12 protein-coding genes are annotated in these 13,984 nt (G+C 63.3%); all 12 read right to left on the bottom strand.

Annotated features, from left to right (window positions below):
• Nucleotides 1–28: 28 nt before the first annotated feature.
• Nucleotides 29–1,324, bottom strand: a complete 1,296-nt coding sequence (locus ACIOJE_RS07690; RefSeq protein WP_400774626.1) for a peptidoglycan-binding protein — start codon at nucleotides 1,322–1,324, stop codon at nucleotides 29–31.
• A gap of 97 nt (nucleotides 1,325–1,421) precedes the next feature.
• The gene (locus ACIOJE_RS07685; RefSeq protein ID WP_400774103.1) at nucleotides 1,422–1,682 is read right to left on the bottom strand and encodes a hypothetical protein; all 261 of its coding nucleotides are present in this window, start codon (nucleotides 1,680–1,682) and stop codon (nucleotides 1,422–1,424) included.
• A 9-nt stretch (nucleotides 1,683–1,691) separates the two neighbouring features.
• Nucleotides 1,692–2,237, bottom strand: coding sequence for a hypothetical protein (locus ACIOJE_RS07680; RefSeq protein WP_280676833.1), 546 nt, complete (start codon nucleotides 2,235–2,237; stop codon nucleotides 1,692–1,694).
• Nucleotides 2,238–3,099: 862 nt separating this feature from the next.
• Nucleotides 3,100–3,864 (bottom strand): hypothetical protein, encoded by a 765-nt coding sequence (locus tag ACIOJE_RS07675; RefSeq protein WP_400774100.1) that lies wholly within the window; start codon nucleotides 3,862–3,864, stop codon nucleotides 3,100–3,102.
• Nucleotides 3,865–3,873: 9 nt separating this feature from the next.
• Nucleotides 3,874–4,926, bottom strand: a complete 1,053-nt coding sequence (locus ACIOJE_RS07670; RefSeq protein WP_400774097.1) for a hypothetical protein — start codon at nucleotides 4,924–4,926, stop codon at nucleotides 3,874–3,876.
• A gap of 3 nt (nucleotides 4,927–4,929) precedes the next feature.
• The gene (locus ACIOJE_RS07665) at nucleotides 4,930–6,159 is read right to left on the bottom strand and encodes a siphovirus ReqiPepy6 Gp37-like family protein (protein WP_400774094.1); all 1,230 of its coding nucleotides are present in this window, start codon (nucleotides 6,157–6,159) and stop codon (nucleotides 4,930–4,932) included.
• A 3-nt stretch (nucleotides 6,160–6,162) separates the two neighbouring features.
• On the bottom strand, nucleotides 6,163–7,068 hold the full coding sequence (locus tag ACIOJE_RS07660) for a phage tail domain-containing protein (RefSeq protein ID WP_400774091.1): 906 nt from the start codon (nucleotides 7,066–7,068) through the stop codon (nucleotides 6,163–6,165).
• 111 nt (nucleotides 7,069–7,179) lie between these two features.
• A complete protein-coding gene (locus ACIOJE_RS07655) occupies nucleotides 7,180–11,850 on the bottom strand; it encodes a transglycosylase SLT domain-containing protein (protein ID WP_400774088.1) in 4,671 nt (1,556 codons plus the stop codon).
• Between the two features lie 15 nt (nucleotides 11,851–11,865).
• Nucleotides 11,866–12,162 (bottom strand): hypothetical protein, encoded by a 297-nt coding sequence (locus tag ACIOJE_RS07650; protein WP_400774087.1) that lies wholly within the window; start codon nucleotides 12,160–12,162, stop codon nucleotides 11,866–11,868.
• A gap of 113 nt (nucleotides 12,163–12,275) precedes the next feature.
• Nucleotides 12,276–12,548, bottom strand: a complete 273-nt coding sequence (locus ACIOJE_RS07645) for a hypothetical protein (RefSeq protein ID WP_400774084.1) — start codon at nucleotides 12,546–12,548, stop codon at nucleotides 12,276–12,278.
• Between the two features lie 73 nt (nucleotides 12,549–12,621).
• Nucleotides 12,622–13,539, bottom strand: a complete 918-nt coding sequence (locus ACIOJE_RS07640) for a hypothetical protein (RefSeq protein WP_400774081.1) — start codon at nucleotides 13,537–13,539, stop codon at nucleotides 12,622–12,624.
• Between the two features lie 75 nt (nucleotides 13,540–13,614).
• On the bottom strand, nucleotides 13,615–13,971 hold the full coding sequence (locus ACIOJE_RS07635; protein WP_400774079.1) for a hypothetical protein: 357 nt from the start codon (nucleotides 13,969–13,971) through the stop codon (nucleotides 13,615–13,617).
• Nucleotides 13,972–13,984: the final 13 nt, after the last annotated feature.

Genomic DNA, 13,984 nt, shown 5'->3' with positions numbered 1-13,984 from the left:
TCTCCCTTGGTAGTTGATTCGTTCAGAGTCAGCGCATGAGGCGGGACCAGGTGACCGGCCCCGGGTAGCCGTCGGCGTTGGAGCCGGACCAGCCCTGAGCGCGCTGGAAGGCCTGGACTGCACGCCGATCCGCCTCGGTCCAACGGGGACCAGGACCAACCGCGTAGTACCGGCCGTAGCCCTTGCGGACGAGCTGCTTGCCGACGGCGGTCACGCTCGGGTTGCTGACACCAGGACGGAAGGCCTGGCGACCCGGGAACGAGCTGGAGGTCGAAGCGGTCGGCGTTGAGGTGGTCGAGCTGATGTTCTGACCCTTGCCATTGATCAGGTAGTCCCAGGTCTGCGGACCGGGAATGCCGTCCGCGGAGCTGCCCGACCACCCCTGAGCCAGCTGGAACGCCTGGACCGCCCGACGGTCGGCCTCACCCCAGCGAGGGCCTGGACCCTCGGAGTAGAAGCGGGCCCCGCCGCGCTGCACCAGGAGCTGACCGAGCTTGGTCACCGAGACGTTGTTGGCGCCAGGACCGAACCTGTCGACACCCGGAAAGGAGTTGGTGGCCGGCGGGGGAATCGGGTCGGGATTCGGAGCCGGCTCGGGGTTGGACTGGGCTGGCTCCTGGTCGCCGGGGACGGCTGGCACGGTGACGGTGTCGCCAGGACGGATCTGGTCGGGATGGTCCTTCACACCCGGGTTGGCCGCCAGGAGTGCGGCCAGGCTGATCCCGGCTGCAGCAGCAATCGCGGTGAGCGTCTGGCCGGCTCGCACGGTCACAGTGCGGGTGCTACCGGAGTTGGAGCCGGAGTTTCCGGCCGGGCCGGAGGCGGACGCCTGGTAGGCGAAGCCTGCCCGCCCCTTGAGGGCGGGGTCCGCGGTGGTGATGCCTCCATCGAAGACGGGCAGACCGTAACCGTAGACGTAGGAGTCCCGGCGGCGCCGCGACCGGCGCATGACCTTGTTGCCGTTGGCGTCGTTCTCCGTGCTGGTGTTGCCTTCGTATGTGTAGATGGTGGTCTCGTCGTAGGCGTAGACGATTCCGGTGTGAGTACCTCCGCCGGGCCCGTACAGGACCTGAGCGCCGATCGCCGGGTAGGCGCTCCACCGGCCCCGGGACTGGAACCAGTCGACGGCGTTCGAGCAGGAAGCGGTACGCGGGTAGAGACTGGCGACGCCGGCCTTCATGGCTACCCAGCTGACCCAAGTTGCGCACCACGGCTGATAGTTGCTCCACTCAAGGCCCGGAACCTCGCCGGAATACCTCTGGTGGCCGGACGGGCGCTCGCCCGGTGCGCGCTGGGCCTGATAGCCGACCTCGCCGGCTGCGATCGATAGGACGTTGGAAACCTGACTCAGAGGAACCTCCTGAGGAAATGAAGAGAGGGGCCGGCCAGGCGGCCGGTCCCCTCGGGAATGAATGAATTGATCAGATGCCGGAGCGAATCCGGGTCGGGTCGAGGGTCGTGATCAGTTCGACCAGTCGACGGTTCTCCGCCTCAATGCGGGTAAGTCGCTCCTTAATTTCACTCAGGTCATCCTGGAGCCTGTCTGCCCGGGTCTTCTGTGCCTCAGCCTCACCGCGCCAGACTTCCGCAGAGTTGATCTGCCAGGATGCGCGGACCATAACGAACGCGGCGGTGACCGAGGCCGCCGTACCGGCATAGCTGAAAATGTCAGTAGGGGTCATTAGCCTCCTTTACCCGGAAATCTTCTCGATCTGCAATGACCAAACGTCGCGGTCGTAACCTGGCCCAAGATCTGAACGGAACCCCTGCCACCACGAGACGATGTTTGCGCTAATGGCATCACCAGCGTTCAGGGTGGCCATCATCTGGAAAGAAGTAGTGGTCGTGTCGCCGTACGTATCCGAGCCCGGCATGCCGTACATGATGGCGCCATGGGATCGGCCGCCACCACTCAACGACCCTCTGACCTTGGCATTTGCGCTCCCGGTAGACCAGCCACCAAGGCTCATGTGCGCCCGGTACACACCAGCCTCAGGCACCTTGATATCGGTGGTGCTGGAGAGATCCCAAGCCCCGACCTTGGTAATCGGATGGGCCGTATCCCAGTACACGACAGACGACGAATCGGCGGCCAGCTGAAATGTCCCGGCCAGGCCGAGATGGAGTACCGGGTTGACCTTGAGCCGGTTGATCGAACTATCGTGATCCGTGACTGTCTTATAGAGGGCATCGTGAACGTCATAAATCTGGCCGTTGAGATCGGCCGGGCCGATCACCTGGCGGCTTGTCCAGGACTTGAGAGGAGGGAGTGAGATCAGTTATAGCTCCAGAATTGTGGTCTCTCCGAGAACAGACCCAATGGGGTCTCCGAGAATCCAGGTCGACTTGCCGTCAGAGCGGCCAGGAATTGAGATCAGGACCACTGCCGCAGAGGAGACCGTGGCGTCCAGCTGGATGCCCCCAGGGGAACCGCCGGCCCCCGGAGTGTCGCCCGTCATGAGACTGATTTCATTCATCCCCCACGTCCCGAGCTGTTGAGCCCGAGGGGTCACGCCGGACGGCCAGGCAAGGCCAGTCAGGGAGTTGGAGACGGTCACAGCGGCGTACAAGTTGCGGTAGCTGGTCGAGGCCATCAGGGGGAGGGAGTTGGTGCCGCTGTACTCCCGGATTCCGACAACCGGCGTCAGGCCCACGCTAGAAATATCGCCAAGTCGATATACGAGGTTCATCGTGGCGGCATGCGCGCCACCGACGTCCCAGGTGACAGAGGCCCCCCGGGATGGTTCCCAGGGCCACACGGCAACCGCCATCAACAGGCCGCTGCCTAGCCGGTATTGGGTGGGGATCGCCCCGGCAGGGCTCAGTAAACGGGGCGCCGTCGAAGAACCGTCGGCCACGCAGATAGACACGATCCAGTCGTTCGTACGGGTCGGGGGGAGAGGCAGTTCCACCAGGCCCTGGCCCTGGACGAGTGAGCTGCTTCCGCCCTGGTAGGCCGGAAACTCCCGGGGCGTCGGAGCGGAGTCCATCCAGGCCGCCCCGTCCCAGTAAAGGGGCGGCTTCGGGGCCCACTTCGACCCGTGCCAGATCTGCGGCGTTCGGTCGACCCAGGCCGAGCCGTCCCAGACACGAAGCTGGTTAGCCATACTGCACCCATACGTCTCCAGGCCGAGGGACCGCCGGAGAGTTGGGCCCGCTGAACAGCCTGGCTGAACCAACGTTCGTGGCCGTGACGGTACCCGCAGAGATCACCGAACCGTCGCCCTGAACTCGAAAAACGCTGGCGGTAGTTGTGGTGCTGGCCTTCGAGTTGGTGACGTTGACAACGGTCTGGTTCGCCGGGTAGGCCGGGGCACCGATGCAGAGGGCGGCGCGCACTCCAATGGTGTCAATCAGCAGGGCGCCGCTGTTGCGAAGCCGGGTGTAATCGGTGTTGTCGGCCGTCTTGAGTTTCCAGGCTGAACCGTTGATGTCGGCAGTCGAGGGGACGATCCACCGAGCCCAGTCCGAACCGGCTGGGACGTTGAGATCCGACCCGTTGATCGGCACGTAGTTCAACAGCCGCTCATTGGTGTAGGCGCGGTCCTGGTGAGGGTCCGCGGCGGCCTGGTGCTGGACCAGGCGCTCACCGGTGTTCGTGGCGAGGAGTCCGACCCGGCCGGCCCCGAAGTCAACCCACAGCCGCTCAGCGCCGCTGGCCGGCCCGTAGAACGGGGGCACCATGCCCCGGTTGTCCGCTACGAGTTGGAGGACCGGGGCGCCGGAGGAGTCGGTCAGGTCGGTGATCTGTCGGGCGCCCTCGCTGGGGCCGTCCCAAACGGTCCCGACGGCGCCGGGAATCCGGGCTCCGCTCACGCTTTCCGCCACGTCAGCGGACGTGCCCCCAAAGAGATTTCGTGCCATAAAGTCTCCTTACTCGGCGAAGACGTCGGATTCGTAAGTTCCGCTCAGATAGAGCGTGGAACGGGCAGGGATACCCGGAAGCAGAGTGAGCCCGGTGGAATCCGGGGTAAAGAGGTTCACAGTCGTGGTGCTGTTTCCCTCCCAGGTGATTCCACGGACGTCGCTCAGCCAAGGGCGCCCGCCGTTTCCGCCGGGGTTGTCAATGTAGCCGTGGAACGTCTGGGCAGTCCGCCCGTTGGCCGGCTGGGGAAGGGAGGCCTGCATGTACCACCCGGTGGTCACGATGTCGGCCCCGGGGTTTCGAATCCGCATGTTGAAGTGGACCAGATTCGGGGCCGCCCACCGCCAGCGGCATACGCGATCGACTTCGGCAGGCTGTGAATTAACGCCCCAGAGCCCTGGGGTGAAAGGTCGGGCCTTGCCCAGGTGCCGGGCCACCACATAGCCGTCACGACCGCTGTAGGCCTCGTACTGGCTGTCTCCACCGTCCACGTCCAGGTCATAGAGGAAAGACCCTCGGGGCAGGAAATCAGCCGTACTCCGCGTGTTCCATGGCGTTGCCACCGCCCGGGGCATGTCGAACTGGCCTCGGGAGTAGACCACCAGGGCGCCATTGGCTGCCGGCACATCGACTTCCAGGAGGACCATCTCCCAGCGCTGACCGGGAGCCCGCTGGGGCTGAGGGGCGATCGGGGAAATGCTCGGCTGGCCCTTCACCACGGCCAGATTCACACTGCCCTTGGTGACATCAGCCCGAATGACCAAAGTGTCCTTACGGGGCTTATCCGTCGGATTCGGCTCGACGTCCAGAGAAGCAGTCGCCGTGAGCTGGTAGTAGAAACCCCCGACCCACGCATTCCCGGGGTCGACGGTAATTGTCCGACCGTTGATGACCTTCCAGGCGAAAGGAAGGGCCGCAGCATCATAGGTGCTACTGGTGAGCTGGTAGTCAATCCGGTCCCCACCCCACAGGTGGGCCATCTGTTGCCACTGAATCTGAGAAACCATCTCACTGCCGCCCGAGGAATTCGCCTGGGCAAATGGGTAGCTGACTTCAGCCATGAATCACATCCTCGCTTCGAGTTTCCTCAGCTTCTCTCGAAGCTCGTTTACGGTCTTGTACAGATTCAGTGGATCGCCGGTACCCTGCTCGCCGATCTTTGGGCGGATGGTGAGCTGCCTCCCGGCATCCTCAACGGTGATGCTGACCTCACGAACTATATCGACGTAGTCGACTCCGTCGATTGAGACGGTAACCAGGTCACCCACGAAATAGTCCCGACCGAACTGGATCTGTTCCGTGTCAATCGGGTACAGCTGGAAGTTTCCGTTTCGCTCGCCCTGCTGGAGGGCTGCGGCAGCGGCATCGCGGACGGCCTTCTTGGCGTTCGCGAACTCCTCATCTGTAGTTTCCGGCCTTGCCTTGGCCGGCTGGCCGGTGGCTGGGTCGGTCTTGAGCGGGAGGTCGCGGCGGTCAACCAGTTGTTCGATCTGGATACCCCACTCGGTTTCGGCCTCAGAATCGATCTGCTGGTACAGGTAGCGCTCCTCTCCCTCTCCCTGGCATGCCACAATGGCTCGGGTGATCCTGGGTGCGGTAAGCGACCAGACGTATTCCCGGAGGTTCCCCAGTTCAGGGGAGAAGCGCACTTCCTTGGACCGGTCCCGAGGCGTGTAGACCTCCAGGCCAATACGCCTCGTATCGGGGTTGTAGACCAGTCGGTATCCGATGCTCTTGGAATCTGTCCACTTCTCAAGGACTGTGCCGATTGAATCAAACCGCAGCACCTCGGAGACCGGATCACCGAAGTCCGCGGAGGCAGGCAGGGCCAGGCCGGGAACCCTACGGTCCGGGAGCGCAGAGGCTCCTACCGCGTGCTCCAGTTCCCATAGAAGCGCTGAGCCGGCACGACCGGAGACGACCCGGTTCGACTTCGCCTTGTACTGCTCTGAGATCGGGGCGGTAGGCTCGGGGAAAGCGAGACGAGAGTAAGCGACCTTGTTGTCACACTTCCCGCCGACAAACAGCGAACCTTCGCTCGTGTGCTGAACAGTGGTCCAATATTTTTGAAAGAACTCGATCTGACCGGTGAGAACAGGCTCGGGAACACCATCCTGATAGACGGAGATCCCGCCGCCCTTCTGGAGAAGTGCAGCCTGTTCCGTCCCGGCCTTCACCAAAAGTTGCCAACTGCCCTGCTGGCAGAATCGGACGATTAGATCCAGCTTGATCCAGGTATCGATCTCGCCTATCCGGCGGAGGCCCCGGTCCCGCACCTCGATTCGGTATCCCATGTATCAGTAGCTCTCGTATCGGGGGCGGAAGGATAGACGAAGGGAGGCGGTGGGGCCGCCGGCCGCCAGGTCCACGGAGACGGCCGACTCCCCGGCCGGCACAGGCCAGAGGGCAGGGGAGCCGTCCAACCCGGACCAGTAGTTGGTGCCCTGGTCGTCCCGGAGCGTCTTGTATCCGGGACGGGTGTCGATGGTGAGCGTTCGCCCTGCTGGTACGGCGTCAGGCGCCCCGACGGACCCGGCAGAGATGCCGAACGAGCCGCCGTCCGCTCCGGTGAGCCGGAACCCGCGGACGGGCCCCTTGAGCTGCCACACGGGCCAGGCCTCGACGTCGCCGGGGTTCACCACAGGGATGGCCGAGTTGGACAGGACACCCTTGTTCAGGGAGAGCGGCATGAATCCCTTGCCGGTCTTCAAGAAGGCCGTGCCACCGCCGAAACTCCACTCCGCCACCTGGAGATCGGGGCCGTACCACCACGGGTCATAGGCGGTGAACTGCAAGCCGTATTTGGACCAGCGGAACCCGGCGTTATCCACGCCTTCGTCACCCTGCATACCGTCTTTGTAGTGGGCCATCAGGGTTCGGGTCTGGGAATCGGCCTCAGTGACCTTGATCAGACAGGGGCCGTTCTTCGGGTTGATGGCCCGGATCAACCGCCGCTTTAGGTCTCGAAGAGACCGACGGTCAACCCCGTGCAGATAAACCGGGATCATGATTTGCCGGGCTGCCACACGGCTGCCCCGGTAAATGGATCCATCCAAATTCGGGCTATCATCGGCATAGAGTTCGACGGGCGGCATATCAAGTCCGGTGGCCCCGGCCTGAATCAGGATCGCCGGCCACTCCTGGGAGGCAAAGGAGGTCAGGGAGATTTCCTCTCCCTGACCTCCAGCGCCCGTGATCGTCACGTGGGTATGGCCCCATTCCACCGGCTGAGGGGGCAGCGGCAGGGGTGCCGGCTGCTGGTCCTTGACGGTTGGGGTTATAGCCGGAATCGGCAAATAGGGCCTCCCTCGCGATTACATTGCTGACATCACCTCCGCGTATTGCATGGCCCGCAGAACGGCCTGAGTGGTGTCCTCGGCCTTGGCCTCATGGATGTGGATTTCGTAGGTCTTGCCCTGGAGCATTCGCCGGGTGTCCCCGGCGTTGTGGACACGCTCACCTCCTCGGAAATTCACCAGCTCCGGACCCTGCTCGCCGACCAGCTTTAGGCCGGGAGATGCGGAAAGCGTCCCCGACCAGTACCCGGAGTTCCCAGAGAGGGCCTGAGGCCACCCGGCGCCGTAACGGTGGATGGCGTAGTTCAGGCCCGCATAAATCGAGGCGAGACCGTTCAACCGCCCGAGGTACTGGTACGGTCCGGCGTAGGCCGCGAAGGTCGCCGGGATGGTCTGCATGAGACCGGCGCTGGCCCCAATATTCGGGTTCAGGGCGTTCGAGTCGAAATTATTGACGGCGTTAGGATCGCCACTCGACTCCACCTGAATCCGGTGCAGAACCAGATCCGTGTAACTCTGGTCGAGGCCCAGTTCACCGAGGACCCGCTGAACCGTCGGGCGCCAGCGGGTAACCTGATCCCCGGTGGGATCGAGCCTGCCGCCGAGCATGTCATGGAAATCCAGGTCGGACACCGGGATGGTGGCCGAAACCTTAGAGCCGGACGAGAAGTCGAAAAGACCATCGGTATTCGGCAGGGCCTCCTTGGCTGTGCTCAGGACGTCCTCTAGAACCGACTCGGCATAATCGCCTGGAGCATCGTAGATGCCTTTAACAGCCTGAACCATGTCGACGACCTGATCGACCTCGGCCGAGGCGACATCCCAGATCCCGTTAATACCCTCCTTTACCGTTCCAACCGGGTCTGTGATCAGATCCTTAGCGCCGCCGACAACAGCCTTCAGCGATTCCCACACGCCGCCGCCAAGGTTTCCCAGGGCCTCGGTCAGAGTGTGAGTTGAGAACGTGTCTCCGAGGAACCGCTCTCCTCGTCGGAGAATGTTCCCATCGCCCTTCCAAATGTCGTCCCAGAAATACTGGCCGAGGATCGGCGAGATACTTCCGCCGAGAGTTCCCGCTACCTGGCCGAGAACGGTCGGAACTCGGCGGAGAAGCGACCACGAGTCCGTGGTGACGAAATCAAAGATTCCCTTGAACCGGTCTGCGACGCCGGAACCGACCCACCTAGAGGTGTTCGACCCGACACCGAGCATTCCGAACTGAGCGTCACCTCCAATGTCGTCACTCGCCTTGGAGTAAGACATGACCCGGGCAGCGGCCGTGGCATAGGGGAAAACGTTTTGGAGCTGAATTGCGTTGCGGATATCGTCGAACCCGAACCGGCCCGCGATACCGCCACCCGCATAGCGGGACAGCTGGCCCTTTCGGGCCGCTGCATTCCACGAGTGGATCAGAGCCGGCCCGAGGGCCGCAGTGACCTCCGGTCGGAGGATTGCCTCACCGGGAGAAAGTATCGCCGGAATGGAGTCCACACCCGGCGCATAGCCAGGAAGAACACCACCCGCCGCATATTTTTTCTTCGGAGTATCCGGCTTGGAAGGGGTACCCGAAGAATGCCCTCCGGGCGCCTTCTTCGAGATGTTGTCGATCGAGTCGTCAAGACTCTTGGCATGGCCGTGAGCCGCCATGAGAGCAGCCGATAGCTTTTCGATTCGCTCAGTGATGTCCTTGAGCGAACGGTTGTTCAGCAGGCCGACCCTGCCAGCCACCGAACCCTCACCGGTACCCTGACCGATCTTGGTGTAGACCGACTCAGCGGAGCTGTGGACGGCATCGAACTCCGCCCTCAGACCCGACAGCGAGCGCTGGTTCAGGAGACCGACTCGCCCGGCCACACTGAGTGCCCCGGTGCCCTGGCCCACCTTCTCGTGGACCAGGTCGGCGGCCCCGTGCAACTGAGTGAACTCGGACCGGAGCCCGGATAGCGACCTCTGATCGAGCAGGCCGACACGGCCGGCAACCGAGGTTGCCCCGACGCCCATGCCGATCTTCTCGTACAGGGAGTTCGCCGCTGAATGGGCCTGAGTGAACTCGGCCCGAAGGCCGTTGAGGTTCTTCCCGTCCAGGCGGCCGACGGAGAGGCTGGTCTCCTCGACCTTAAGCCGGAGGTCCGTAACGGCACCGTGAGCACCGTCGACCTGGACCTTGAACGCAACCAGGCGCTTGGCATCGAGCTGGGCGACCTCACGCTGAGCGGTCTGGAGCTCAGCGATCAGGAGCGCCGCCTTCTGGCGACTGTCGCCCAGCTCCCGCTGGAGACCACTGAGCGTGGCCCGGTTCAGGGCCTCAACGCCCTGAGTGCGGGCCTGGGTCAGCTCCGTGTGAGCCGCCTGTGCGGCCCCTTCAACACTACGGTTGCCGTTGCCGGACAACTCGCCGATAAGAGTACGGAGTTGGGTGTTGTTAACTGCCTGGAGGTCCCGGCGGAGTTCCGCCGTCCTGGCGTCCGCCTGGCGGATCTGAGCCTCAAGGGCCTGAATCTCGTTGCGGACTCGGCGGTCATCCCCGGAGGTTCCGCCGGTCAGTTCGATTCGACGCTGGCGGTAGCCGCTCAAGAAGCCGTCGCCCTCGCCGCGACTCTGGACGCCGGCACGGGCCTGTCGAACGATCCGGGACGCTCCCCGGACTCCGCGGCCAGCGGCCACGACAGGGGCAGCTGCAACTGAGGTCATGGTGCCGGCCAGCTTGCCGGCCTTGCCCACCAGCTTGAGCAGGATTCCGGCCCCGATCGCCAGCGGGCCGAGGACAGCGCCGAGTTCGGCGGCCTTGAGTACCAGGTCCCGAAGGGCCGGATGTTCCTCCAGATAATCGGCTGCCTGCTTGATCCACTTTGTGAATCTGGACAGGGTGTCGATAAACTTTTCGACCATCAGCTTGAGCGTCGGAAAGACGTCCTTGCCGATGTCCTGAACGTCATTAAGGAGCCCGCCCTCAAAGCGGGTTCCATCTTTATCACTGACCTTGTGGCCCATGATCTTCTGGCCAAGACCGGTGTAGTTGTAAGAGCCGTCCTCGCCCTCACTGTAAAAGAGCTGGCCAAGCTTGAACTGGGCCTGCTCCTTCATATTCTCAATGCGACTGCCGACCGTTGCGCCACCCATGCGCTTGGCCGAGCCCATGATCCCCATCTTGGGGTCGCGCCAGTGCTCCAGCAGCTTTTCAATGAGCTGTTCGCCGGACAGGCCGCCGGTGTCCTTCGCATTCGCCATGAAATCCATGAGCTGGGCACTGGCTTCATACGTGGTCGGCGGGTCCAGGTCGGCGCCCGCATCCTTGGCCATCTTCTTCCGGCCCTCAAGTTCAGCCGGAGTGAAAGCGCGGTCATGGAAACCGACCAGCTTGGCAATCTGCTGGGCAGGAATGCCCGTAGCGCGTTCAAGCTGCTTGAGATTTCGCAATGGAGTACGGCCCATGTCCTGAATGACCTCAAGGGCATACATGCCATCCGAGACCATCTTGGGGTCGAGGACGCCGCCATAGGCCGCACTGTCGCCGATCATTTTGACCATGTCGACAGACCGCTGAGCTACTTCCCGAGAACCTTCCGCGTGCTCCAGCGGGTCGGAGGATGCAAACTTCTTGTTGTGGGCGGCGTTCGCCCTCGTATAGCGAGTACCGTACTTAAGCATGTCATTGACGCTGTATGGCGTCTCAATGCCGTACTGGGTCATCTCGGTGAGAAGTGAGTTGACATCCTTAAGTTCAACGCCCATCCCTCGGAGGCCGGTCTGAGCTGAGATCATGGAGTCGGCACTTTTAACGCCAAAGGCGGTGGCAGCAGCAGCGGCCAGGCCGAGAGGGGAAACTAGGTTATTGGTGACCAGATGGCCGGCCTCGGAAAGCCCGGTACCAAATTTCTCAACGCCTTCGAAGCCCTTTTTCCACGCCTTGCCGATGGTCGCTACGACAGAGGTATGAGAGGCCGAGATCTGAGAGAGCGTCGTACGGGTCTCGGCAAGCTGCTGACGCAGCCCGTCCCGAACAGCGGCCACCTGGGCCAGCTCGCCGCGGATCGTCTGCTGCTGGGCCTGCTGGCGAACGCGGGCGGTCTCCCGAATCGCGGCCTGGGTCTCCCGCTCAAGACGGAGTCGGGTGGCCTCGATCTCCCGGTCAATGCGGGCCTCGTCCTCAAGGGCGCGCTGCCGACTGGCGCGCTCCTCACGTGCAGTCTGAGCAGCTGCCTCGGCCTGCCGGCGCAAGCTGGCCAGGCGTTCCCGTTCGGTCGCCTGGGTGGCACGACTGCGGGCAGTTGCGGCCTCAGTCTCCTGAGCCACCGTGGCACGGAGAGCCCGCTGGGTGACCGTGCTGGTCTCCTCGGCGAGGGCCTGCTTCTCGACTTCGAGCTTTCGGGCCTCCTTGAACCGGCGAGCAGCCTCAGACCCGAACTGGGCGGTGAGCTCTCGTTCGATCCGAGCCAACGTCTCCGCAGAGTCCTTGCCCTCAGCCTCGATGGCGGCCTTGGCCTTCTTGGCCGCCGTGGCAGCGGCCTTCGGCAGGCCCTCGAACCCCTTGGTGGCTGCGGTACCAAAGACCTGGCCGGCCTGGGTACCGGCCTTCTCCATCTCCTTGACCAGCTGGGCCTTAAACCTCTGGGCGCCTTCTGGGTCGACCTTGGGGAAGATATCGATGTAGCCGGAACCGACCTTGATCGGGCCGCGAGAGGATGCCATGCAGCCCTCCTAGGGTCAGAGTGAATTCATGCGTGAGAAGAAGTCCGCGACCTCACCGCCATCGGCGAAGTAAGTTTCAGAAGAGGGGAGTTCGGGCGTCGGCATGCCCGGCCGCGGAAGCGGCTCGGGGATCGGCAGATCGGCCGACTCTTCCGAATTGGCTTTCAGGAAAAGGAAGTTGCTCAGTTCAAGGGCGTCCGAGACTCTGGCGAGGAGGTGGTCCGCGGTGCCCCACCGCGCCGTCTCGTCCAGTTCGGCCAGGAGCACGGACTGACCTGGTTTGTGCATCAGGGCGTTGATGAGCACATGCACCCGACGAAGGGATAGCCGTCCGCGCCACAGGTCTAGGAGGTCAACCCCGTAGAACTCCAGGAGATCGGCCTCCAGGGCCTCGCTGTGCTCCCGTACCACGCGGACGGTGTTGATCAGTTTCCCGAGTCGGCCCCAGCCTCGTCGACCTTCTTGGCCAGGGCCCGGAAGTCACGGATCGTCGGGCGGGTCGCCCGGTACTTGGCCCACACCTCGTCACCCACGATCAGACGGACGGCCTCCATCTCGGACTCGGCGTCCAGGAGATCGAGAGGCAGGTCCAGTGGCGGAGGGACAGTAAACGTCAGCCCGGCGTGCTCGAAGGTGGTCGGGGTCTCGGTGGCCTCGGCCTCGACGGCCGACTTCGGGGTGGTCTTGGCAGCAGGCATGGGGAACTCCAGCATCTAGGGAAGAGGAAAGGGGCCGGGGACTATGAGCCCTCCCCGGAAGGGGAGTGCGGCCTTAGCCGGAAACGACTGTGCAGGCCTTCGAAACACCGATCTGGGCCTTATCGGTTACGGAGTAGCAGTAATCCACTCCAGCGTGAGTCACCTTGATTTCAGCAGTTGCCTGACCCTTCGGAACGGTTACGTCGTAGGTGCCGTCCGCCGAAAGTGCGGTCTGGAGCTGGAACGCGGTACCAGCCGCATTCAGGAGCTTGACCGGGGCCGGGCTGGTAATGCCGGTGGCAGTCACGCGAGCCGTCCACGAGGACGCTGCCGAATCATTTGTGGAATGGCCCGGAACGGCAACCACGGCGGAGAAGGGAGCAGACGGAGCTACCCCGCCGCTGGTCCCCTTGATATCGTCGTTGGTGAGTACATAGCCAAGGTTTCCAGCGGTGTCCAGGGCCGAAATTGTGAGCTCGTACCTCTGGGCCTCCTTGCGCTGGAGGGTAATAGCGCCACGGTCCGAAATCATGGCCCGCGGAATGACACAGCGGTAGAGCACACCGCGCTGAGCCCAGTCCGTGACCACGGTGACTTCCTGGAGGTCAGGGGTACTGGAGAGATCCAGGCGGTAGGTGCCCGTCTCCTTGCCGTCCTTATCCTTAAGAGCGATCCACGGCGCACCCCAAAAAAGCTCAGTGGTGAGATTATTGGTCTCAATCAGCGTTGCCTTGATCTGGATACTCGCGCTCTTGACCACGTAGAGAACCGGGGTCGCGGACTGCCAGGCATTAATCGGGTCGGTTTCAATAGAAGGAGTGATAGTGACGCCGCCCTCGTCCACGTACCCCAGGCTCTTATAGCCGGTCGGCGGGGTCTTACCGTCACCTACATCTACCGGCAGCTGGGTGCCGCCCGGACGGCCAGTCGGGGCCGGGGCAATATGCAGGCCACCATTGGGGGCGAAACGAATCTTCTGGGCATCGGTCAAAGGCTGCCTCCGGGCATAAAAAAGCCCCACGTCCGTGAGGCCACAGGGCTTAGCTAGAATTGGTTGGAGAGGCTTTCAGGCCTCGATATAGAAAATGGAGATCTCGCCGCCGTACATGTGCTCACGGCTGGTGCTGTCCGGGTAGTACCGGGGGATGGAGATCTCGGCGACGTCGAGCACCAAGGCCCCGGCGACTTCCCGGCCGGGCAGCTGCTCAAGGAGATGTTGACGGACAACGTGGGCCAGACGCGCGGCCTCGGCGCGGTCCTGGTGGTAGACGTCGTACTCGATGTCCGCACGGTCCATCCGGTCCCGTACCATCCGGTGGCCCCCGGACTGGGCGAGGTAGATGGTGGTGTCCCCGGCCTGCCGGCCGACCATGTCGCCGGTGACGGAACCTGCGGGGAGGTCAGGCAGCGAACTCAGGTACATCCAGGCGACATTG

Origin of the sequence: Kitasatospora sp. NPDC087861, assembly GCF_044742585.1 — a bacterium.
Classification (GTDB): Bacteria; Actinomycetota; Actinomycetes; order Streptomycetales; family Streptomycetaceae; genus Kitasatospora.
This window is presented reverse-complemented; position numbering and strand designations above follow the sequence as displayed.

Bases quoted from the DNA above. Each gene is read 5' to 3' on its own strand.
- ACIOJE_RS07685 (WP_400774103.1), bottom strand. From the start codon at position 1,682: ATGACCCCTACTGACATTTTCAGCTATGCCGGTACGGCGGCCTCGGTC.
- ACIOJE_RS07675 (WP_400774100.1), bottom strand. From the start codon at position 3,864: ATGGCACGAAATCTCTTTGGGGGCACGTCCGCTGACGTGGCGGAAAGC.
- ACIOJE_RS07670 (WP_400774097.1), bottom strand. From the start codon at position 4,926: ATGGCTGAAGTCAGCTACCCATTTGCCCAGGCGAATTCCTCGGGCGGC.
- ACIOJE_RS07665 (WP_400774094.1), bottom strand. From the start codon at position 6,159: ATGGGATACCGAATCGAGGTGCGGGACCGGGGCCTCCGCCGGATAGGC.
- ACIOJE_RS07655 (WP_400774088.1), bottom strand. From the start codon at position 11,850: ATGGCATCCTCTCGCGGCCCGATCAAGGTCGGTTCCGGCTACATCGAT.
- ACIOJE_RS07645 (WP_400774084.1), bottom strand. From the start codon at position 12,548: ATGCCTGCTGCCAAGACCACCCCGAAGTCGGCCGTCGAGGCCGAGGCC.
- ACIOJE_RS07635 (WP_400774079.1), bottom strand. From the start codon at position 13,971: ATGTACCTGAGTTCGCTGCCTGACCTCCCCGCAGGTTCCGTCACCGGC.